Below are 23,048 nucleotides of genomic sequence, written 5' to 3' on the forward strand. Positions count from 1 at the left end.
GCGGGCATCCCCTTTTTCGTGGGCGGGCCCAACGTGTCCGGGGACACATCGACGGAAGCGGCCGACGGGCCTGGGCAGGCTGGTTACCGACGGGTAGCATGGCCGACAAGCAGCGCCGCCCGCGTCCCCTCGTGCGATGGTGAGCGGCAGCCTGCCCACCTGAACCGTTGGTCCCTGGGAGGAGAGCCCCCGTGCCTCGTACCGCGAGGGACGTCGTCTTCGTCGATGGCGTCCGCACCCCGTTCGGCAAGGCCGGCCCGAAGGGCATCTACCACGAGACGCGCGCCGACGACCTGGTCGTCAAGTGCATCCGGGAACTGGTGCGCCGCAACCCGAACCTGCCCGTCGAGCGCATCGACGAGGTCGCCATCGCGGCCACCACGCAGATCGGCGACCAGGGTCTGACCATCGGCCGCACCGCCGCGCTGCTGTCCGGCCTGCCGAAGTCCGTCCCCGGCTACGCGATCGACCGGATGTGCGCCGGCGCGCTGACCGCCGTGACCACCACCGCCGGCGGCATCGCCTTCGGCGCGTACGACGTGGTCGTGGCCGGCGGCGTCGAGCACATGGGCCGCCACCCGATGGGCGAGGGCGTCGACCCGAACCCGCGCTTCGTCTCCGAGAAGCTCGTCGACGAGTCCGCCCTGTTCATGGGCATGACCGCGGAGAACCTGCACGACCGGTTCCCGCACCTGACCAAGGAGCGCTGCGACGCCTACGCCGTGCGCTCGCAGGAGAAGGCCGCCAAGGCGTACGCCAACGGCGACATCCAGCCCGACCTGGTGCCGATCTCGGTCCGCAACACCAACCCCGAGGTCGGCGAGACCGGCTGGGGCCTGGCCACCGTGGACGAGCCGATGCGCCCGGGCACCACGATGGAGAACCTGGCCGGTCTGAAGACCCCGTTCCGCCCGCACGGCAACATCACCGCGGGCAACTCGGCCGGTCTCAACGACGGTGCCACCGCCTCCCTGCTGGCCGCCGAGGACGTGGCCGAGGAGCTGGGCCTGCCGGTGAGGATGCGCCTGGTCTCGTACGCCTTCGCGGGCGTCGAGCCCGAGGTGATGGGCATCGGCCCGGTGCCGGCCACCGAGAAGGCGCTGGCCAAGGCCGGTCTGACCATCGACGACATCGGCGCGTTCGAGGTCAACGAGGCCTTCGCCGTCCAGGTGCTGGCGTTCCTGGACCACTACGGCATCGCGGACGACGACGAGCGGGTCAACCCGTACGGCGGCGCGATCGCCTTCGGCCACCCGCTGGCCTCCTCCGGCGTGCGCCTGATGAACCAGCTGGCCCGCCGCTTCGAGCAGCGTCCGGACGTCCGTTACGGCCTCACCACGATGTGCATCGGCTTCGGCATGGGCGGCACCGTCGTCTGGGAGAACCCGCATTGGAGCGGAGCGGAAAAGTCGTCCGAGTCCGAGGGTGGTAAGTGAGCATGAGCACCACGACTGAGCTGCTGACCCGCGGCGCCGAACTCTTCCCCGGCGAGGTCGTCACCACCGCGCACGTGCGCCACCTCGACCTGCCGCTGCAGGCCGGCCGGCTGGCGCTGATCACCCTGGACAACGGCTTCGACCACACCAAGCCGACCACCTTCGGCCCGGGCTCGCTGCTCAAGCTGGACGCGGCGCTGGACCAGGTCGAGGCGGAGGCCGCCGAGGGCGCCATCGTCGGTGCCGCGATCACCGGCAAGCCGTTCATCTTCGCGGTCGGCGCCGACCTCAAGGGCGTCGAGCTGCTCCGGGAGCACGCGGACGCGCTGGCCATCGGCAAGGGCGGCCACGAGGTCTTCAAGCGGATCGCCGCGCTGCCCGTCCCGACCTTCGCGTTCTACAACGGCGCGGCGATGGGCGGCGGCGTCGAGGTCGGCCTGCACTGCGACTACCGCACGGTGTCGGCGGGCGTCCCGGCGTTCTCGCTGCCCGAGGTCTTCCTCGGCCTGGTGCCCGGCTGGGGCGGCTGCACCGTCCTGCCGAACCTGATCGGCCCGGCGAAGGCCGTCAAGGTCATCATCGAGAACTCGATGGCGCAGAACAAGCAGCTCAAGGGCAAGGACGTGTTCGAGCTGGGGATCGCCGACGCGATCTTCGAGCCGGCCGACTTCCTGGAGCAGTCGCTGTTCTGGGCGGCGCGCGTCCTCAAGGGCGAGGTGACCGTCGAGCGCGAGGCGATCGACCGCGGCAAGGCCTGGGACGACGCCGTCGCCTGGGGCCGGCTGGTCGCCGACGCCAAGGTGCACGGGGCGGCCCCGGCCGCGTACCGGGCGCTGGACATCATCGCCCAGGTCAAGGACCAGGACCTCCAGGCCGGCTTCGACGCCGAGGACGCGGCCCTGGCCGACCTCATCATGGGCGGTGAGCTGCGCAGCGGCATCTACGCCTTCAACCTGGTGCAGCGCCGGGCCAAGCGCCCGGTCGGCGCCCCGGACAAGTCGCTGGCCCGCCCGGTCTCCAAGGTCGGCGTCGTCGGCGCCGGTCTGATGGCCTCGCAGCTGGCGCTGCTGTTCGCCCGCCGGCTGGAGGTGCCGGTGGTCCTCACCGACATCGACCAGGAGCGCGTCGACAAGGGCGTCGGCTACGTCCACGCCGAGATCGACAAGCTGCTGGAGAAGGGCCGGATCGGCAAGGACAAGGCCAACCGCCTCAAGGGCCTGGTCTCCGGCTCGCTGGACAAGGCCGCGGCCTTCGGCGACGCCGACTTCGTGATCGAGGCCGTGTTCGAGGAGATGGGCGTCAAGCAGACCGTCTTCGCGGACCTGGAGAACGTGGTCTCGCCGACCTGTGTGCTGGCGACCAACACCTCCTCGCTGTCGGTCACCGAGATGGCCTCGAAGCTGAAGCACCCGGAGCGGGTCGTCGGCTTCCACTTCTTCAACCCGGTCGCGATCCTGCCGCTGCTGGAGATCGTCCGCGGCGAGAAGACCGACGACGCCTCGCTGGCCACCGCCTTCGGCGTCTCCAAGAAGCTGAGGAAGACCTCGGTGCTGGTCAAGGACGCCCCGGCGTTCGTGGTCAACCGGATCCTGACCCGCTTCATGGGCGAGATCCAGAGCATCATCGACGAGGGCACCCCGATCGCCACCGTCGAGAAGGGCGTCGAGCCGCTCGGCCTGCCGATGTCCCCGATCGTGCTGCTGGAGCTGGTCGGCCCGGCCATCGCCCTGCACGTCTCGGAGACCCTGCACGGCGCGTTCCCGGAGCGGTTCACCGTCTCGGAGAACCTCGGCAAGGTGGTCAAGGCCGGCAAGCGCGGCTTCTACACCTGGGTGGACGGCAAGCAGGTCCTCGACCCCGAGGTGCTGGAGCTGCTCTCCTTCGGCGACACCGTGCTGACCGAGGAGCAGGTCCTGGCCCGCGCCCTGGAGGCCGTCGCGCAGGAGATCGGCCTGATGCTGGAGGAGGGTGTCGTCGCCGAGGCGCAGGACATCGACCTCTGCATGATCACCGGCGCCGGCTGGCCCTTCCACCTGGGCGGGATCACCCCGTACCTGGACCGTGAGGGCGTCTCGGAGCGGGTGAACGGCAAGCGCTTCCTGGCCCAGGGCGTGGCCTCGGTGCCCGCCTAGCCGGAACGCCGAAGGGCCCCGGTGACCGCTGACGGTCACCGGGGCCCTTCGCGTCGTCCGGGGGGCCTTCCGGCGGTACGGGGAGAGGCCTACTGGCGCTTGAGGCGGTAGACGACGGTGTCGGCGAAGACGCCGACCATCTCGTAGTGGGTCTCCAGCAGGTTCTCGATCTTCGGGATCATGCCCGGCTGGTACGGCGCGAGGCCGGAGTCGTCGACGACGACCTCGGGCAGGCCCTTGGCGATCTCCTGGTCGAAGGTCTGCCAGGCGTTGTCCATCGAGAACTGCTCGCCGACGTTGGGGCTGCCGTCCTTGCCGCCGCTGTAGTTGGTCAGGAAGCCCGCGGTGAGGTAGCGGGTGGCGGGCTTGCGGTCGGCGAGCCAGTACAGCTCCGGGTGCATGCCCCAGACCAGCACGGTGTCCTTGGGGGTGGTCTGCGCGGCGACCGCGGTGGCGACCTCGGTGGTGCGGTCCAGCCGCTCCCCCGGCCAGGCCAGCGCCAGGCCCCAGAAGACGGTGGCGGCGGCCGTGGTGTACACCAGCACCGGTTTCCAGCGCACGGCCGAGGTGGCGATCGCGCCGGTGCCCAGCAGCACCAGCGGCGGCATCAGCTGGAGGTAGTAGTGGCCGAAGAAGTGGAAGCCCATGCTGACCGCGACGACCGAGGAGAGCAGCCACACCCACAGGTCGGTGGTGGAGCCGTGCTCCTCCCCGGCGACCGGCAGCGGGCGGTGCCGGTGCTTCAGCCAGAGCCGGCGGCCGACCGGCAGCAGGAAGCCCAGGCCGGCGGCGAGCAGGATCGCCGAGTTGCCGAGCGCCCGGCCGAGCATCTGCAGCCAGGCGCCGCCGACGGTGGCGTAGTCCCCGCTGCCGGTGACCACCCAGAACAGGAAGCCCTTGGGTTTGGTGAGGATCACCGCGACCAGCGCTATCGGCAGGGTGAAGCCGAAGCCGATCTTGAGCAGGGCGGGGACCCAGCGCACACCGCGCCGCCGGGCGTCCTGGAAGAGCATCCAGAGCACCGGCAGCAGCACCGCCCCGCCGGTCTGTTTGGTGAGCGAGCAGAGCGCCACCGCGATGCCGGCGGCCAGCCAGCGGCGGCGCTCGGCGTAGCGGAAGGCGGCCACCATGGCGGGCAGCATGAAGACCTCGAAGGTCGCCGCCTGGGTGTCCTCCGGGGAGAGCCCGATGGAGACCAGCAGGTAGAGCAGACCCGCGCCGACGCCGGCCCGGTTGCCCCAGCGGCCGCGGGCCAGCGAGGCCAGCAGGATCGCGGTGACCAGGTGGGCGACCACCGCCAGGGTGCGCAGCGGCCAGAGCGAGGCCGAGCCGAAGACGGCGAAGCAGGCCTGGTAGAGCCAGGGCAGCAGCGGCGGCTTGCGGTCCACCACGGTGTCGTAGAGCACGCCGCCGTCGGCGAGCATCCGGGCCTGGGTGGCCAGGAAGCCCTCGTCGGGGCTCCAGACCGGGCGGACGAAGGACGGCAGGTGGGTGAGCAGCGCGACCAGGGCCAGCAGTGGCACCAGCCGCGTCCAGTAGCCGGCCTTCACCCGCTCCCAGCCGTCGGCCGGGGGTACCCCCAAGGGCAGGCGCTCGGCGAGCGCGGTCAGGCGGGATCGGGTGGGGGTCGGCACGGATGACAACCTACCGGGCGGGATCGGCGCGGGCAGCGCCGGTCCCGCCTTTGGTGCGATTATCAGCCCCGGGTGTTGCCGAGCTGTCGCAAACGGCCCGGGTGCGGCTGTGGGCGGGCGGTCAGGCCTCGACGGCGACGTCCAGGCGGGAGACCAGGGCGGTCACCTGGCGGGCGACGTCCGGGGCGGTGAGGCCGATCTCGGCGAGGATCTCGGGCCGCGAGGCGTGGTCCAGGAATTCCTGCGGGATGCCGAAGTCGCGCAGCGGCAGGTCCACGTCCGCGTCGCGCAGCGCCTGGGCGACGGCCGCGCCGACGCCGCCGGCCCGGCCGTTGTCCTCGACGGTGACGACCACCCGGTGCTCGGCGGCCAGGCCGGGCAGCGCCGGGTCGACCGGCTTGACCCAGCGCGGGTCCACCACGGTCGAGCTGATGCCCTGGGCGGCCAGCAGGTCGGCCACCTCCAGGCACATCGGGGCGAGCGCGCCGACCGAGACGATCAGCACATCGGCCCGGCGGCCCTCCTCGGCGTCCGGGTCGACGCGCAGCAGGTCCATGCCGCCGACCTTGCCGACCGCCGGGACGGCCGGGCCGACGGTGCCCTTGGAGTAGCGGACCACGGTCGGGGCGTCCTTGACCTCGACGGCCTCGCGCAGCTGGGCGCGCAGCTGGTCGGCGTCGCGCGGGGCGGCCAGCCGCAGCCCGGGGACGACCTGGAGGATCGACATGTCCCACATGCCGTTGTGCGAGGCGCCGTCGTCACCGGTGACGCCGGAGCGGTCCAGCATGAAGGTGACGCCCAGCCGGTGCAGGGCGACGTCCATCAGGACCTGGTCGAAGGCCCGGTTGAGGAAGGTCGCGTAGACCGCGAAGACCGGGTGCAGCCCGCCGGTGGCCAGGCCCGCCGCGCTGGTGACGGCGTGCTGCTCGGCGATGCCGACGTCGAAGATGCGCTCCGGGAAGGCCTCGGCGAACGGGGCCAGGCCCACCGGGTGCAGCATCGCGGCGGTGATGCCGACGATGTCCTCGCGCTCGCGGCCGAGCTCCACCATCTCCTCGGCGAAGACCGAGGTCCAGCTCCGGCCGCCGCTGCTCTTGACCGGCAGGCCGGTCTCCGGGTGGATCTTGCCCACCGCGTGGAAGCGGTCCTCGTCGTTGTTCTCGGCGGCGTGGTAGCCGCGGCCCTTCTCGGTGAGGCAGTGCACGATCACCGGGCCGCCGAAGCCGCGCGCCTTGGTCAGCGCGGACTCCAGGGCGGTGAGGTCGTGGCCGTCGATCGGGCCGATGTACTTGAGGCCGAGGTCCTCGAACATGCCCTGCGGGGCGATGAAGTCCTTGAGGCCCTTCTTGGCGCCGTGCAGGGTCTCGAAGAGCTGCTGGCCGACCACCGGGGTGCGCTGCAGCGCGTCCTTGCCCCAGGACAGGAAGCGCTCGTAGCCCTGGGTGGTGCGCAGGGTGGCGAGGTGGTTGGCCATGCCGCCGATGGTCGGCGAGTAGGAGCGCTCGTTGTCGTTGACGACGATGACGACCGGGCGGTCCGTGGCGTCGGCGATGTTGTTCAGCGCCTCCCAGGCCATGCCGCCGGTCAGCGCGCCGTCGCCGATCACCGCGACCACCGGGTCGTTCTTCCCCAGCAGCTGGTTGGCCTTGGCCAGGCCGTCGGCGTAGGAGAGGACGGTGGAGGCGTGCGAGTTCTCGATCACGTCGTGCTCGGACTCGGCGCGGGACGGGTAGCCGGACAGGCCGCCCTTGGCGCGCAGCCGGGAGAAGTCCTGGCGGCCGGTGAGCAGCTTGTGGACGTAGCTCTGGTGGCCGGTGTCGAACAGGACGCGGTCGCGCGGGGAGTCGAAGACCCGGTGCAGCGCGATGGTGAGCTCCACCACGCCGAGGTTCGGGCCGAGGTGGCCGCCCGTCTTGGAGACCTCGGTCACCAGGAAGGTCCGGATCTCCTGGGCCAGGGCGGACAGCTGTCCGGGCGTGAGCCGGTCGAGATCGCGCGGTCCCCGAATGCGGGTCAGCAGGGCCACCCGTTCCTCCTCGTTCAGTGTTCGCGGACCGCGGGGGCCCGACGGGCGTCGCCGCCCGGTGTCGACCGGTCGAGTCTAATGTCCGGCTACCGAACACCGGGCGGGGCGTCCGGTACCGACGGCCGGTACGCGCCAGCCACCTCGACGGTCACTCTTTCGAGTGAAGGGGGGAAACCGGCGTGTCGTGCGCCCCCGGCGCGGGCGGGCGGCGGCGCGCCGGGACCGGACGGCGCTCAGGACCGGGCCACCGCGAGCGCGCTGGAGTCGCCCGCCTCGCTCATCACCAGCGCGAGCGCGCCCAGTACCTCGGCGCGGCCGCCCAGGGTACCCGGGACCACCGACAGCTGGCGGGCGGCGCTGGGGATCGCGTAGCGGGCCACCGAGTCCCGGATCGGCCCGAGCACCAGCTCACCGGCCTCGGCGAGGTCGCCGCCGAGGATCACCCGGCGCGGGTTGAGCAGGTTGCACAGGGTGGCCACGCCGGTGCCGATCTGCCGGCCGGCGTCGGCGATCACCCGGCGGCAGCCGAGGTCGCCCTCGTGGGCCAGCTCCACCACCCGGGGCAGGGTGAGCCCGGTGCCGAGGGTGGGGGTGAGCAGGTTCAGCAGGTAGCGGGAGCCGACGAAGGTCTCCAGGCAGCCCCGGTTGCCGCAGCGGCAGACCGGTCCGGCCTCGTCCAGGGTGATGTGGCCGATCTCTCCCGCGGTGCCGCCCGGCCCCCGGTAGATCCGCCCGTTGACCACCAGGCCGGCGCCGACGCCGCTGGCCACCTTGATGTAGGCGAGGTCGCCCAGGCCCCGGCCCGCGCCCCAGACCAGCTCGCCGAGCGCGCCGAGGTTGGCGTCGTTGTCGACGTGCACCGGCAGGCCGAGGCGCTCGGCCAGCTCACGGCCGGGGGCGATGCCGGTCCAGCCGGGCAGGATCGCGGTGGAGCCCAGCGCGCCGGTCTCCACGTCGATCGGACCGGGGACGCCCAGGCCCACGCCGATCACCTTGTCCGGGCGGAAGCCGGCCTCGGCGAGCAGCCGCTCGACCATGGCCTCGGCCCGGTCGAAGCCCTGCGCGGCGGAGACGTCGACGTCCATCGGGGCGCTCTCCTCGGCGAGCACCCGGTGGGCGAGGTTGCCGACGGCGACCCTCAGGTGGGTGTGGCCGAAATCGATCCCCACCACGATGCCCGCGTCCCCGCTGAGCGAGACGCTGCGGGCGCGCCGGCCGCCGGCGGAGGTGTCGGCCACCACGACGGTGCCGCTCTCCTTCAGTTCCCGGACGATGTTGGACACGGTGGCCGCCGAGAGGCCGGTCCCGCGGGCGATCTCCGCCTGGGTCAGCGAGCCGGCCATCCGCACCGCGCGCAGCACCCGCTCCAGGTTGGCCCGGTGCAGCGAGGACTGCGAGCCCGGAGTGTCCGTCGACATGATTCACCCTCCCAAGGGCGAGGGACCCCTCCGCCGGGCGTCCCTTCAAGTCCTGAAGCCTAGGCCCTCTCTTTCGGATCACGCCGGGCGGTCGCCGCCGGAGCACGCACCTCGCCGGCTTGTCCGACGTGATCCGAAAGGGAGGACCTGGGCCCCGGAAGACGGTGAAGGCATGGCGGAGGTAAGGCGAAGGGACGGTGTGCGGGGCCCGGGGCGCGGCGGGGTCCCGGCGGGGACGGGGCGGATTCCGGGCCAGGTCCGGCAGGTCGGCGGCGGGTTGACATCGGCCCAGGTGGGCGCCGGGGCGGGCGGGGTCCCGGGTTCCGGCGCCCGTCCGAAAACCGACCCCCCGTACGATGGTGCCCAATCTCACCCGTCCCGCCGGTCACGGATGTGCACCGACCGCGGGACGCTTCCAGACATGACGGGGCATCAGATGGCAGGGGATCACCCTAACCCGGGAGCTGGCGAAGCTCCCGGCGGCGGCCCGGACAACCGGGGCGTTCCGCTCGGACGCACGCCGGGCGGCGTCGACCCGGCGGCCGTGGCGAACCAGCAGACACAGCTCGACGGGGCCGCGGTCCCCGGCCAGGCGCCGCCGCCGGCCCCGGCCGCGCCGCCCGCCGCGCCGCCGGTCCCGCCGGCCGGGGCCGCGGGCGGGTACGCCTACGCGCCCACCGCCCCCGCCTTCCCCGCGCAGGCGCCGGGCGCGCCGGTCGGCCCGTACGACCCGGCGCCCGGCCAGCCGCAGTTCGGCGCCCCGCCCGGGGGCCAGCCCCCGTACGGCGGCGCGCCCGGGTACGGCTACCCGCAGCAGGGCGGCTACGGCTACCCGGGCGCCCCGGTGCCCACCCCGCCCAAGCAGCGCAACCCCGTGATGGTCTGGGGCGGCATCATCGGCGGTGTGCTGGCGGTCGCCATCGTCGCCGGGCTGGTCGTGCTGTTCACCGACGACAACAAGAAGAAGGACGACCCGCCGGTCGCCTCGGGCGGCACCACCGGCGCGACCACCGGCGGCGCGGCCTCGCCGACCGCCGGCGGCAGCAGCAGCACCGGCGCCTCACCGTCGGCCGGCAGCACCGGTGGCGGCGGCGGCGGCAAGGCCGGCGCCTACAACCTGGCCTGGGCGGCCGACAAGCCGGCCAGCTCGGCCGGCGGCTCCACCCGGCTGCTCGCCATCTGGGGCGCCGAGAAGGTCGCGGTGCGCGCCGACACCACCGGCATCCGCGCCGTCAACACCTCGGACGGCAAGGAGGCCTGGAGCATCCCGGTGCCGGCCGGCGCCAAGGAGTTCTGCACCGCCTCCTACAGTGCCAACTCCAACCACATCGCCGCCGTCTCGCTGAACACCGGTGACAGCGACTGCTCCACCATCGCCGCCGTCGACCTCACCACGGGCAAGCTGTCGTGGAACGTCAAGGTCGGGCAGAACCGGATGTCCTCCCCCACCCTGAGCATCACCGACAAGGTCATCGGCATCGGCGCCAACACGGCCGCCGCGGTGAACGTCGCCGACGGCTCGGTGGCCTGGGCGTTCCAGCCGCGCGACAAGGACTGCAGCGTCTACGGCACCGCCGCCGGCCCGCAGATCGTGGTCACCGACCGCTGCTACGGCGTCAACGCCGGCGTCAAGTCGCAGCTGGTGGTCCTCGAAACGGACACCGGCAAGGTCGCCTCGCCCGCGCCGATCACCCTGACCGGCAGCATCGAGCGGGTCGACAAGGTCCTCTCCGACCAGCCGCTGGTGCTGTCGATGTCCAGCGGCGCCAACGGCGACTACGTGCTGCCGTTCGACAAGACCAACAAGCCGGGCAACCAGATGTCCGTCAAGGAGCCCGGCTACGACAGCCTGCGGCTCAGCGGCCTGGCCGACGCCTTCACCCAGAGCGTGGTCAGCGGCACCACCCTCTACGTGCAGACCAACCCGAGCAAGCCCGCGATCAACGCCTACGACCTGAACACCGGCAAGCGGCTCTGGTCGACCGACGGCCAGGCCAAGGACGGCCTGCGGCTGGTCTCCGGCACCGACAAGGAGGGCAAGGTCCGGGCCATCCTGGACATGGGCTACGGCAAGGACGCCAAGCTGGTGACGCTCGCCCCCGCCGACGGCGCGGTGAGCGAGCTCGGCAACCTCACCGTCAGCAAGGACTCGGCCTTCAACATCGGCATGAGCACCAACGAGTTCATCCTGAACTCGGAGGGGGCGGCGCTGTACGGGTTCTCCCGCGGCAGCTTCGACGCTCCCGTCTTCAAGTACGTCAAGAAGTAACGGCGTCACCGGGCGGGGTGGCACGGCCTCGTGGGCCGCGCCGCCCCGCCCGCTTCGTATCCGGGCCCGTTCCGGCGGCCCCGGCGGGCGGGCATGGCAGGATGCCAGGCATCAGCCTGACGAAGGAGTCCAGCGAGTGCCCGGCACCAACCTGACCCGCGAGGAGGCCCGCACCCGGGCCGACCTCCTGCACGTGGACGCGTACGACATCGAGCTCGACCTGGGCTCGGCCCGAGAGGGGGGCACGTTCCGGTCCACCACCGTGGTCCGGTTCACCGCCACCACCCCGGGCGCTTCCACCTTCATCGACCTGGTCGCCCCGAGCGTCGAGGAGATCGTCCTCAACGGCGAGCGGCTCGACAACGCCGGCTTCGCCGACAGCCGGATCGCGCTGCCGGACCTCGCCGCCGAGAACGAGCTGCGCGTCGTCGCCACCTGCGCCTACACCAACACCGGCGAGGGCCTGCACCGGTTCGTCGACCCGGTCGACGGCGAGACCTACCTCTTCACCCAGTTCGAGGTGCCGGACGCCCGCCGGGTCTTCGCCAACTTCGAGCAGCCCGACCTGAAGGCCTCGTTCACCTTCACCGTGACCGCGCCGGCCGGCTGGAGCGTGGTCTCCAACTCGCCCACCCCCGAGCCGGAGGGCGAGGGGGACACCCGGGTCTGGCGCTTCGCCCCGACCGGCCGGATCTCCACGTACATCACCGCGCTCATCGCCGGCCCCTACGTCGGGGTCTTCGACAGCTACGAGAACGGCGACCAGAAGGTGCCGCTGGGCATCTACTGCCGGCCCTCGCTGAGTGGGTTCCTGGACGCCGAGGCGATCTTCGAGGTCACCAAGCAGGGCTTCGACTACTTCCAGGAGAAGTTCGACTTCCCCTACCCGTTCCCCAAGTACGACCAGCTGTTCGTGCCGGAGTTCAACGCCGGTGCGATGGAGAACGCGGGCGCCGTCACCCTGCGCGACCAGTACGTGTTCCGGTCCAAGGTGACCGACGCCGCGTACGAGGCCCGCGCCGCGACGATCCTGCACGAGCTCGCCCACATGTGGTTCGGCAACCTCGTCACCATGGAGTGGTGGAACGACCTCTGGCTGAACGAGTCGTTCGCGACCTACGCCGAGGCGGTCTGCCAGGCCGAGGCGCCCGACTCCCGGTGGCCCAACTCCTGGACCACCTTCGCCAACCAGATGAAGACCTGGGCGTACCGGCAGGACCAGCTGCCGTCCACCCACCCGATCATGGCCGACATCAACGACCTGGAGGACGTCCAGGTCAACTTCGACGGCATCACCTACGCCAAGGGCGCCTCGGTGCTCAAGCAGCTGGTGGCCTACGTCGGCCAGGACGCCTTCTTCGAGGGCGTGCGCGCCTACTTCAAGCGGCACGCCTGGGGCAACACCCGGCTCGGCGACCTGCTCGGCGCCCTGGAGGAGGCCAGCGGACGCGACCTCAAGGCCTGGTCCGCCGCCTGGCTGGAGACCGCCGGCATCAATGTGCTGCGCCCCGCGCTGACCCTGAACACCGACGGCGAGATCGAGTCCTTCGCCGTGCTCCAGGAGGCCCCGGCGCTGCCGGCCGGCGCCAAGGGCGAGGCCGTGCTGCGCCCGCACCGGATCGCCGTGGGCCTGTACGAGCTGGTGGACGGCTCGCTTGTGCGCACCGACCGGATCGAGCTGGACGTCGACGGCCCGCGCACCGAGGTGCCGCAGCTGGTCGGCCGGCACCGCCCGGCCGTGATCCTGCTGAACGACGACGACCTGTCCTACGCCAAGGTCCGGCTGGACGAGGACTCGCTGGCCGTGGTCACCGAGAACCTCGGCGGCTTCACCGAGGCGCTGCCGCGCGCGCTGTGCTGGGCCTCCGCCTGGGACATGACCCGCGACGGCGAGCTGGCCGCCCGCGACTACCTGACGCTCGCCCTCTCCGGCCTGCCGCGCGAGAGCGACATCGGCGTGGTCCAGTCGGTGCACCGCCAGGTCAAGCTGGCGCTGGACGCCTACACCGACCCGGCCTGGCGCGAGCAGGGCCTGGCCCGCTGGGCCGAGGCCGCCGAGCAGGCGCTGCGCGCCGCCGAGCCGGGCAGCGACCACCAGCTGGCCTGGGCCCGGGCCCTGGCCGGCGTCGCCCGGACCGACGGTCAGCTCGGCCTGCTCGCCGGGCTGCTGGACGGCAGCGCGGAGATCCCCGGCCTGGCCGTGGACACCGAGCTGCGCTGGACCCTGCTGGGGCGGCTCGCCGCGACCGGCCTGGCCGACGAGGCCCGGATCGAGGCCGAACTGGCCCGCGACAACACCGCGGCCGGCCAGGAGCACGCGGCCAGCTGCCGGGCGGCCCGTCCGACCATCGAGGCCAAGGCGGCGGCCTGGGCGTCCGTGGTGGAGTCGGACGAGCTGACCAACTACGTGCAGGCGGCCGTGATCGGCGGCTTCCAGCAGGCCGACCAGCGCGCGCTGGTCGCGCCCTACGCGGAGAAGTACTTCGCCACGGTGAAGGGCGTCTGGGAGACCCGCAGCCACGAGATCTCGCAGCAGATCATCGTCGGGCTGTACCCGTCGCTGCTGGTCGAGCAGGCCACCCTGGACGCCACCGACGCGTGGCTGGCCTCCGCCGACCCGGCGCCGGCGCTGCGGCGGCAGGTCGTCGAGGCGCGGGCCGGCGTGGAGCGGGCGCTGAAGGCGCAGGCCGCCGACCGGGCCGCCGCGGAGCGCTGACCTCCCCTCCTCCCCCTCCCGCGCGGAGGGGGAGGAGGAGATGCGCGAGGGGGCGCCGGACCAGGTCCGGCGCCCCCTCGGGGTCTGTGCTCGTGTGGGTGGAGGACGAAGCCGTTTTCGGCTACTTCTTCTTCTTGTCGCCGAACGGCAGCGCGGCCAGGCCGCCGATGATCACGAAGGCCGCGATCGGGAGCAGCACGAACAGGCCGAGGGTCTCGGCGACGCTCAGGCCGCTACCCGGGTCGTCACCGTCGTCCCGGGTGAGGGCCATGGCGGGCGACGACAGCAGCATCATCAGCGTGACCGTTGCGGTGACCGCGCCGGCTCGCAAAGCGTTCCTCTTGTCCACGGTGCCAACTTACCCGTCACTTACGCCGGGCCGCTCGCCGGGGTCGGCCTTTCGGGAGCGGCCCCGCCGGCCGTGTCCGGCCGGACGCCCACGGAGCGCAGCAGGTCCGCGAGGGTGCGGGCGTCCGGGGCCGCGGCCAGGGCGTCCAGGGTGACCGGCCGGCCCGCGCCGTCGGCGACCGGCAGCCGCCAGTTCGGGTACTGGTCCCAGGTGCCGGGGAGGTTCTGCGGACGCGGGTCGCCGACCACGTCCGGCAGCCAGACGCCGACCAGCCCGGCCGGGGTGGCCGCGAGGAACCGGTGCAGCGCGAACGCCGACAGCGGCTCGTCCGCGCCCAGCAGGCCGAGCCGGACCAGCTCGGCCCGCCAGTCGGCCAGCTCGGCGGCGGCCTGCTCCTGCTCCTCCCCCAGCGGGCGGGCCAGCAGGCCGAGCCGGTGGCGCAGCTCCACGTGCTCGCCGGAGAGCCGGGCGGCGGTGGACGGCAGGTCGTGCGTGGTCAGGGTGGCGAGGCTGCCCGCCCGCCACCGCTCCGGCGGCAGGATCCCGCCGCCGGCCTGCCAGTCCCGCTCGAACCAGAGCACCGAGGTGCCGAGCACCCCGCGCTGCGCCAGTTCCTCGCGCACCCCCGGCTCGACGGTGCCGAGGTCCTCGCCGACCACCGCGGCGCCGGCCCGGTGCGCCTCCAGGGCGAGCACGGCGAGCATCGCCTCGGCGTCGTAGCGGACGTACACGCCCTCGGTCGGGGCGTGCCCGGCCGGCACCCACCAGAGCCGGAACAGGCCCATCACGTGGTCGATCCGCAGCGCGCCGGCGTGCCGGGCGGCGGAGCGGATCAGCTCGGCGAACGGCGCGTAGCCGGCGGCGGCCAGCGCGTCCGGGCGCCAGGGCGGCAGGCCCCAGTCCTGGCCGTGCGCGTTGAAGGCGTCCGGGGGCGCGCCGACCGAGATGCCGGCGGCGAGGACGTCCTGGAGCGCCCAGGCGTCGGCGCCGTCGGGGTGGACTCCCACCGCGAGGTCGTGCACCAGGCCGACCGGCATCCCGGCGGCGCGGGCGGCCCGCTGGGCCCGGTCGAGCTGGCGGTCGGTCTGCCAGGCCAGCCAGCGGTGCAGGTCGACCCGGCCGGCGAGTTCGGCGGCCTCGTGCCGCACCCGCGGGGAGCCGGGGTGGCGCAGGCCCTTGGGCCAGCGGTGGTGGTCGGCGCCGTGCCGTTCGGCCAGGGCGTTCCAGACCGCGTGGCGCTCCAGCCACTCGCCCTCGCGGGCCCGGTAGGCGTCGAAGGCGGCGGTGCGGACGGCGCCGTGGCGGGCCGCGTACCGGCGGTACTCGGCGTGCAGCAGTTCCAGGGCGCGGAGCTTGAGGGCCCAGACCTCGTCGCGGTCGATGAGGCCGTCGTGCTCCAGCACCTCGGCGCGCAGCCGGGCGGCGCGGACCAGCAGCTCGTCCGCCTCGGCGCGGGCCGGGCCGGTCAGGTAGGCGTACTCGGGGACCTCCTCGACCCGCAGGTGGACCGGGTCGGCGAAGCGGCGCGAGGAGGGACGGTAGGGGGACGGGTCGGAGGGGACGGCGGGCAGCGCGGCGTGCAGCGGGTTGATCTGGAGGAAGCCGGCGCCCAGCGAGCCCGCCCAGGTGGCGAGGTCGGCGAGGTCGGCGAGGTCGCCCATGCCCCAGGAGCGGTCGGAGAGGACGGAGTAGAGCTGGGCGAGGAAGCCCCAGCTGCGGCCGGGGAGGGCGGGCAGGCGTTCGGGGGCCACGATCAGGTGGGCGGTGGCGGCGGTGCGGCCGGGCAGCGCGGCGTGCAGCGTGTGCCGGCCCGGCGGCAGGTCGGCGGGCAGCCAGTGGGCGTGGCCGCGCGGGAGCTCCCAGCGGCCGCCCTGCTCCAGGTCGACGGCGAGCCGGGTGTCGGCGGGCAGGTCGAGGGCGGTGCGGCGGCCGGCCCTGGCCACGACGGTCGGGGGCAGCAGGCGGGCGCGCCGGGCGGCCCGGTGCCGGGCGAGCGCCGCGCGGGCGGCGTCGGGGGCGGCCGCGTCCACGCCGAGCGCGGCCAGGACGGCGACCAGCGTGCGGGCGCCGGCCGGCACGCCGCCGGGGCCGCAGCGGGTGTCCACCCCGTGGGCCTGCGCCAGCGCCACCAGCTCGGGCGGGGGCGGCGGCGCGTCCTGCGCCGGCACGTCCAGGCCGTCGGCTCCGTCACGGTCGAGATAAGCGGCCACTCGCGGCTCCTGCGATGTCTCGGCAACGCCCAGTCAGGACAGCCCCAGTCCTACCCGGGTGACGGGCGGGTGACCCGACGGACACGCACCGCTCCCCTCTTTTGGAGCTCGGCCGCCTCCGGGGCCGAGGCGCTCGCCTCGCTCCTTCCGGGGTCTCCCGGGAGGGCGGAGAGTCCTCTTTAAAGGGGCCTTAAGTCCGGCGTAAATCGGACAAAGTCGGCATACCCGTCGACGGCGTTGACACCGGGAAACGTAGCTGGTGGGCTTTGCCGCGATGTGGTTCCAGCCTGGCGAGGAGGCTCCTGTGCAAGCCCGAGTGTCCGAGGCGGCCGGGCGGCGGCTCCGTCAGCAACTGGAGCAGAGTCCGTCGCTGCGCGAGGTGCTCCAGCACCCCGCGGCCCTCGCGGCACGGCGGGCCACCGCGCGGACGTGCCGTCAGCTGGCGCCCAGGACGGCGGACCGGCTGATCGCGGACCTCAAGGGCACCGAACCGCTGCTCCGCTCGGTGCGGGCCGAGCGCGCGCTGGCCGCCCGGCCGGGGGCGCCGAGCCGGCGCACCCTCCAGGTGGCGGCCACCCTGTCGGCGGCGGCCGTGGTCGGCGGCCTGCTGGTGAGCGGCCCGGCCGCGTACGCGCAGGGCCCCGGGTTCTCCCCCGCGCCGGACGTGGTGAGCACCGCGAGCAGCGCCCCGCAGACCCCGCTCGGCAGCGTGAGCGACCCTCAGGTCTTCCCCCGCCCGCAGGAGCAGCAGGTGGCCGGTAAGCCGGTCACCGTGCCGGGCGTCGTCACCCTGGTCGCCGCGCCGCAGGCGGACCACGGCGCGATCGCCGCGCTGCGCGAGGTGCTCGGCGTCGCCGGGGCGACCACCGTGGCCTCGCTGCCGGAGCCGGCCGCGCCGGTCGCCGGCTCGCTGGTGGTGTACGTCGGCGGCCCGGCCGAGGGCGCGGGCGGCGCGACCGACCGGGTGCTGCGCGAGCTCACCGTCGCGGCCGGCGGCCCGGACACCGCGGCCCCGACCACCGCCGGAATGCCCGCCGGCGGCTACGTCCTGGCGGCCGGTCAGCTGCCGGTGGCCGGCGGCGGCAGCTACGGCGCGGTCGTGCTGGCCGGCGCCGACGCGGCCGGCACCTTCTACGCGGCGCAGTCGCTGCGCCAACTGCTGGCCGCCGTCCCCGCCGAGCAGGGCCAGGCGCCGGGCGCGGCCGGTCTCGGCCTGCCCGGGATCACGCTGCGCGACTGGCCGTCCGGCGCCCCGGTGCGCGGCACCGCGGAGGCGTTCTTCGGCACCCCGTGGAGCCAGCAGCAGCGGCTGGAGCAGCTGGACTTCCTCGGCCGCTCCAAGCAGAACTTCTACCTCTACGCCCCGGGCGACGACCCGTACCGCACGGCCCGCTGGCGGGACGCCTACCCGCAGGCGAAGGCCGACGACCTGCGCGCGCTGGCCACCCGCGCCGGGCGCAACCACGTCACGCCGGGCTACGCGATCGACCCCGGCCAGTCCTTCTGCTACAGCTCCGGCAAGGACGCGGACGCGCTGGTCGCCAAGCTGGACGGGCTGCGCAAGCTCGGCTTCACCGCGTTCCAGCTCCAGTTCCTGGACGTCTCCTACGACGAGTGGCACTGCTCCGACGACCGCGCCAAGTACGGCACCGGCCCGGCCGCCGCCGCGAAGGCGCAGGCCGAGCTGGCCGCCAAGGTGCAGGACCGGCTGATCGCCCGGGACCCGGGCCTGGCTCCGCTGTCGGTCCTCCCCACCGAGTACCACCAGCAGGGCTCCACCCCGTACCGGGCGGCGCTGGCCGGCGCGCTGCCGCCGGCCGTGCAGGTGGCCTGGAGCGGGGTCGGGGTGATCCCGGAGCGGATCACCGGCCCCCAGGTCGGCGACACCGCGGACCTCTACGGGCACCCGCTGGTCACCATGGACAACTACCCGGTCAACGACGCCACCCCGGACCGGCTGTTCCTGGGCGCCTACACCGGCCGCGACACCGAGGTGGCGACGCGCTCGGCCGTCATGCTGACCGGTGCGATGCAGCAGCCGGTCGCCTCCCGGATCGCGATCGGCACCGCCGGGGACTTCGCCTGGAACCCGGGCGGCTACAAACCGGAGGACTCCTGGCAGGCGGCGCTGCGCTCGCTGGCCGGCCCGACCGGCGCGACGGCGACGCCCACCGGGGAGACCCTGCCGGCGCTCACCGCGCTGGCCGGCAACAGCGTCTCCTCGCCGCTGGCCAAGCAGGAGTCCGGCTATCTGCAGCCGCTGCTGGACCGGTTCTGGGCGACCGCCGAGCCGACCTCGGGCGCCGCGCCCGACCTCTCGGCGCTGATCGAGGCGGCGGCCCCGCTGCGGGAGGCGTTCGCCGCGATGGCGGGCGCCCAGCAGACCCTGGCCGCCGCCCCGGCGACCGCCCGGCTGGCCGCCGAGGCCGCCCCCTGGCTGGCGCCGCTGCGCGACTACGGCCTCGGCGGGCAGGCCGCCCTGGACATGCTGCTGGCGCAGCGCGGCGGGGACGGCGGGGCCGCCTGGAAGGCCCGGGTGGAGCTGAACAAGCTGCGCGAGCAGCTCGGCCAGAGCCCGGCGACGGTCGGCGCGGGCGTGCTCGGCCCGTTCCTTGAGCGGGCGCTGCGGGCCGCCGACACCTGGGCCGGGGTGCAGGGCGGCGGCATCACCCCGACCACCACGCTGGGCACCGCGCACGACCACCTGCCGGCGCTGATGGCCGACGGCGTCGCGGACACGTTCTACTGGAGTTCGGCGCCGCCGCAGCCGGGCGACTCGGTCGGCCTGGACCTCGGCGGCGGGCGCCCGGTCGGCAGCGTGACCGTGCTGATGGGCTCCTGGGGCAACGGTCCGGACGGTCGCAGCGCGGTCGACGACTACATCCGCGACGGCGTGCTGGAGTACTCCACCGGCGAGGGCGGCTGGCGGAAGCTGGCCTCGGTGAAGAACCAGAAGTCGGTCTCCGCGCAGCTGCCCGCCGGGACGGTGGTCCGGGCGGTCCGGCTGCGGGCCACCGCCGCGCAGAAGACCGCGGTCGCGGTGCGCGAGTTCTCGGTGACCGCGCCGGACGAGCTGCCGGCCAGCGTCTCCGGCGGACCGGCCGCGCTGCCCGGCTCCTCGGCCGCCGCCGTGCTGGACGGCAACCCGGACACCGCCTACCGGGCGGCCACCGCGCCGACCGCGACCGACGAGCCGCTCACCGTCGAGCTGGGCGCCGCCCGGCCGCTGGACCGGCTGACGATCCTCACCGACCCGGGCGTACGGGCCTCGGCCACCGTCTCGGTGCGCCACCCGGACGGCTCCTGGACGGAGGTCGGCGCCGTGCAGCCGGGCTGGAACGAGCTGTCGGCCGGCGGTCTGCCCGCCGACGCGTTCCGGCTGGCCTGGAAGCCGGGCGGGGAGCCGCCGGTGGTCAACCAGGTGATCCCCTGGTACGCGGACGCCCCGGTGGCCCGGCTGAGCCTGGCCGACGCCTCGGTGGACGCGGTGATCGGGGAGACCTCGCCGGTGCAGGCGCAGGCGGCGGTCGAGGCCGGGCGGCCGGAGGGCGTCACCGGGGAGCTGCGCACCGAGGTGCCGGCGGTCGCCAAGGGGCTGACCGTGGCGCCGGTGACCGGGGTGAGCGTGCCGCGCGGCGGGAAGGTCGGCGTGCCGCTGCTGGTCACCGCCGGGCCGGAGACGCCGTCCGGGACGTACCAGGTGCCGGTGGTGTTCGTGGCCGGGCCGACCACCGTACGCCAGGTGCTCCAGGTGCACGTCGTGCCGCCGACCGGCGGGCCGGACCTGGCGATCACCGCGAAGGCCACCTCCTCGGGCGACGAGACGGCGGGCTTCCCGGCCTCGGCGGTGGCCGACCAGGACCCCAAGAGCCGCTGGTCCTCGCCGGCGGCGGACGACGCCTGGGTGCAGCTGGAGCTGCCGGAGGCCACCCACCTGGGCTCCGCGGTGCTGCACTGGCAGGCCGCGTACGCCGCGTCGTACAAGCTCCAGACCTCGGCGGACGGCCGCAGCTGGACCACGGTCGCGACGGTGGAGGACGGTTCGGGCGGCAAGGAGACGGTGCGGTTCGACGCGCCGGACGCGAAGTTCCTGCGGATGCAGGGCGTGGCCCGGGGCACCAAGTACGGCTACTCGCTCTGGGGCGTCGAGCTGTACGCGGCCGCCCCGGCGGGCGGGACGGTTCCGCCGCCCGTGGTACCGCCGGTGACCCCTCCGGTCACGCCGCCGGTCACCCCGCCGGTGGAGCCGCCGGCCGGGACTCCGGGCGGCGGCCAGCAGACGGGCGGCCAGGCCGGCGGCCCGGCGCCGACCACCCCGCCGTCGCCCGTGCCCACCCCCTCCGCGACCACGGCAGGACCGACGCCGCAGCCGACCGGCACCCCGTCGAAGCAGCCCGAGCGGCCCGAGCGGCCGTAGGGCGCCCGAACGGCGGGCCGCCGCGCTCCCCGACTGCGGGGTGCGCGGCGGCCCATGAGGCGTACCGGGAGATATGACGGGCAGGCCCTTGTGGTTCGGCGGATCAGGCGGAGAGCGGTTCCTTCTGTTCTCCGCGGCGGACGGGGGCTGGGTGGGCTGCGTGCGCCCGGCCGAGCGGCACCGGATGGGTGGCCTCGGTATGGTCGTGGTGCTCGTACTCGCCCCACTGCGGGGCGCGCAGCTGGTCGCCCCCGCCGTACGGCTCCAGGTAGGGACGCCAGCGCGGGTCCTTGATGCCGGTGCCGATGATCCGCCAGGCCAGTCCGGTCGGCGGCGCCGGTGGTCGCTTCATCCGCCAGCCGAGCTCGGTGAGGTGGCGGTCGGCCTTGGTGTGGTTGCAGCGGCGGCAGGCCGCCACCACGTTGTCCCACCGGTGCTGGCCTCCCCGGCTGCGCGGGATGACGTGGTCGACGCTGGTGGCGGCGGCCCCGCAGTAGACGCAACGGCCGTGGTCGCGGGCGAACAGCGCCCGGCGGGTGAGCGGGACGGGCCCGCAGAACGGGACCCGCACGAACCGGGTCAGGCGGACGACGGACGGCGCCGGAAGGGCGCTGGTGGCGCTGTGCAGAGTGACACCCGAGTCCTCCAGGCTGACCGCCTTGTGGTTGAGGACGAGGATGAGTGCGCGGCGCATCGATACGACGCCGAGTGGCTCGTACGACGCGTTGAGGACCAGGACATGCGGCACGGATGCCTCCTTGGACGCCTGCGGCGCGTGGCTCGCGCCGGGACGAGCGGTTGGATCGCGCAACGGGTGCGTGATCTCCCCCAGTGTCGCCTTACGCCTTGGTACGGCGCCACCACTCCTGTGTAACGGACCTGACGTGAACTCCGGGTGTGGCTTCTGTCATACCCGGTATGCCCGGGGGGAGCGCGCGTTGCACTCCGGTGCCCCGGCGGGGTACCGCTGAGCCGGTCGGAGCAGTGCGGAAAGCGGCGCTCGGGTGCGCGGACGGGGCGTTCGCGCTGCTCCGCGCGCCCTCCGGACGGCCGATCGGCGTGTCCGGGTACCGGCCGGGCGGCGGCTAGGGTATGGGGGACGGTCCGCAGGCCAGGGGCGTGCCACCCGGGTGTGCCTCCCGCCGACGGGCCGTGCCACGACCCCAGCAGGAAGGTCCCGCACGTGTTCCGGTCCGGTGCCGCCGGCCTCCTCGCCGACGCGTCCGCCACGACGCCGGCCTCGACGCCCACCCCGTCCCCGACTCCCACGGCCCCGGAGTTGCCCGACCTGAGAATCCCGACCAGCGCGCAGGAGGTCTCCGAGACCACCCGCCAGGCCGCCGGCTGGTTCGACGAGCACTGGCAGGACTGGCTCGCCGGCGGGATCCGGATCGTCTTCATCATCGTGCTGGCGCTGGTGCTGCGGGCGATGGTGCGCAAGGTGATCACCCAGCTGATAACGCGGATGATCCGCCCCGGCGAGAGCGAGGACGAGCCGAGCCGGCTGGGCGGGCTGCTGGCCAACACCGGGGTGGTCAACCCCGAGCGGCGCCAGCAGCGGGCGGAGGCGATCGGCTCGGTGCTGCGCAGCGTCGCGTCGTTCACCATCCTGGGCACCGCGGCACTGATGGTGCTGTCGGCGCTCGGGATGAACCTGGCACCGCTGCTGGCGAGCGCCGGTGTGGCCGGTGTGGCGATCGGTTTCGGCGCCCGCAACCTGGTCACCGACTTCCTCTCCGGGGTCTTCATGATCATGGAGGACCAGTACGGCGTCGGCGACGAGATCGACACCGGGGTGGCCACCGGCACCGTGCTGGAGGTCGGCCTGCGGGTGACCAAGCTGCGCGGCGCGGGCGGTGAGATCTGGTACATCCGCAACGGCGAGGTGAAGCGGATCGCCAATATGAGCCAGGGCTGGTCGACGGCCTCGGTGGACGTCCAGGTCGCCTACAAGGAGGACCTGGAGCGGGTCGAGACGCTGATCCAGGAGACCGCCGAGGCGATGGCCAAGGAGGCGCCGTTCGACGAGCTGGTCTGGGCGCCGTTCAAGATCCTGGGCGTGGAGTCGGTCGCGGCCGACTCGGTGGTGCTGCGGATCGAGGCGCGGACCGCCCCCGGCAAGTCGCTGAGCGTGGCGCGGGCGCTGCGCCAGCGGGTCAAGGCGGTGCTCGACGAGGCCGGGATCAAGGTCAAGGAGGAGGTCCCGCTCGCCGCCGCCGCGGGCACCGGCACCGGGACCGCCGCCGCGACCGTCCTGGCCACCGCCGCGATCCCGGGCACCGACCCGGCCCCGCCGTCCGCCCTCGCCGACCCCACCTCGGCGGGCTACAAGGCCGCCACCCCGATACCGGCCCCGGTACGCCCCGCGGACGACGCCACCAAGGCCCCCTGACCGACCGTCCGCACCACCCCGGCCCCGCCTCCGAGCCACTCGGATGCGG

General features: G+C 74.0%; 12 protein-coding genes. 6 read left to right on the plus strand and 6 right to left on the minus strand.

The features are described 5' to 3' along the window. Positions 1-191 precede the first annotated feature (191 nt). Together ACFZBX_RS14185 and ACFZBX_RS14190 are read left to right on the plus strand one after the other, a co-directional pair. Positions 192-1,436 (plus strand): thiolase family protein, encoded by a 1,245-nt coding sequence (locus ACFZBX_RS14185; RefSeq protein WP_391533908.1) that lies wholly within the window; start codon positions 192-194, stop codon positions 1,434-1,436. A gap of 2 nt (positions 1,437-1,438) precedes the next feature. Next, positions 1,439-3,568, plus strand: a complete 2,130-nt coding sequence (locus ACFZBX_RS14190; protein WP_391533909.1) for a 3-hydroxyacyl-CoA dehydrogenase NAD-binding domain-containing protein — start codon at positions 1,439-1,441, stop codon at positions 3,566-3,568. 89 nt (positions 3,569-3,657) lie between these two features. On the opposite strand, the gene ACFZBX_RS14195 is transcribed toward ACFZBX_RS14190, so the two are convergent. The 3 genes from ACFZBX_RS14195 to ACFZBX_RS14205 form a co-directional block, all read right to left on the minus strand. Then, positions 3,658-5,202 carry an ArnT family glycosyltransferase gene (locus ACFZBX_RS14195; protein ID WP_380761720.1) on the minus strand — a complete coding sequence of 515 codons (1,545 nt, stop codon included), beginning with the start codon at positions 5,200-5,202 and terminating at the stop codon, positions 3,658-3,660. A gap of 121 nt (positions 5,203-5,323) precedes the next feature. Beyond that, positions 5,324-7,228, minus strand: coding sequence for a 1-deoxy-D-xylulose-5-phosphate synthase (dxs, locus tag ACFZBX_RS14200; protein WP_391533910.1), 1,905 nt, complete (start codon positions 7,226-7,228; stop codon positions 5,324-5,326). Between the two features lie 233 nt (positions 7,229-7,461). Beyond that, the gene (locus ACFZBX_RS14205; protein ID WP_391533912.1) at positions 7,462-8,646 is read right to left on the minus strand and encodes an ROK family protein; all 1,185 of its coding nucleotides are present in this window, start codon (positions 8,644-8,646) and stop codon (positions 7,462-7,464) included. Positions 8,647-9,190: 544 nt separating this feature from the next. Here ACFZBX_RS14205 and ACFZBX_RS14210 point away from each other — a divergent pair. Further along, positions 9,191-10,915, plus strand: coding sequence for a PQQ-binding-like beta-propeller repeat protein (locus tag ACFZBX_RS14210; protein WP_391533914.1), 1,725 nt, complete (start codon positions 9,191-9,193; stop codon positions 10,913-10,915). A 136-nt stretch (positions 10,916-11,051) separates the two neighbouring features. Beyond that, positions 11,052-13,631, plus strand: a complete 2,580-nt coding sequence (gene pepN, locus ACFZBX_RS14215; protein ID WP_391533916.1) for an aminopeptidase N — start codon at positions 11,052-11,054, stop codon at positions 13,629-13,631. Positions 13,632-13,752: 121 nt separating this feature from the next. Here pepN and ACFZBX_RS14220 read toward each other — a convergent pair whose 3' ends face one another. Together ACFZBX_RS14220 and malQ are read right to left on the minus strand one after the other, a co-directional pair. Then, the gene (locus ACFZBX_RS14220; protein WP_391533918.1) at positions 13,753-13,980 is read right to left on the minus strand and encodes a hypothetical protein; all 228 of its coding nucleotides are present in this window, start codon (positions 13,978-13,980) and stop codon (positions 13,753-13,755) included. 20 nt (positions 13,981-14,000) lie between these two features. Continuing rightward, positions 14,001-16,190, minus strand: coding sequence for a 4-alpha-glucanotransferase (gene malQ, locus ACFZBX_RS14225; RefSeq protein WP_391533920.1), 2,190 nt, complete (start codon positions 16,188-16,190; stop codon positions 14,001-14,003). 304 nt (positions 16,191-16,494) lie between these two features. Here malQ and ACFZBX_RS14230 point away from each other — a divergent pair, with 304 nt between their 5' ends. Continuing rightward, positions 16,495-20,607 carry a beta-N-acetylglucosaminidase domain-containing protein gene (locus ACFZBX_RS14230; RefSeq protein ID WP_391533922.1) on the plus strand — a complete coding sequence of 1,371 codons (4,113 nt, stop codon included), beginning with the start codon at positions 16,495-16,497 and terminating at the stop codon, positions 20,605-20,607. Between the two features lie 103 nt (positions 20,608-20,710). Here the strand turns inward: ACFZBX_RS14230 and ACFZBX_RS14235 are convergent, their stop codons facing one another. Next, positions 20,711-21,355 (minus strand): HNH endonuclease, encoded by a 645-nt coding sequence (locus ACFZBX_RS14235; protein WP_391533924.1) that lies wholly within the window; start codon positions 21,353-21,355, stop codon positions 20,711-20,713. Between the two features lie 531 nt (positions 21,356-21,886). Here ACFZBX_RS14235 and ACFZBX_RS14240 point away from each other — a divergent pair. After that, on the plus strand, positions 21,887-22,999 hold the full coding sequence (locus ACFZBX_RS14240) for a mechanosensitive ion channel family protein (protein ID WP_391533926.1): 1,113 nt from the start codon (positions 21,887-21,889) through the stop codon (positions 22,997-22,999). The last annotated feature ends 49 nt before the right edge of the window (positions 23,000-23,048 follow it).

Origin of the sequence: Kitasatospora sp. NPDC008115 (genome assembly GCF_042957205.1) — a bacterium.
Taxonomy (GTDB): Bacteria; Actinomycetota; Actinomycetes; order Streptomycetales; family Streptomycetaceae; genus Kitasatospora.

Coding starts and splice junctions, on each gene's coding strand:
- ACFZBX_RS14190 (WP_391533909.1), top strand. CDS start 1,439: ATGAGCACCACGACTGAGCTGCTGACCCGCGGCGCCGAACTCTTCCCC.
- ACFZBX_RS14205 (WP_391533912.1), bottom strand. CDS start 8,646: ATGTCGACGGACACTCCGGGCTCGCAGTCCTCGCTGCACCGGGCCAAC.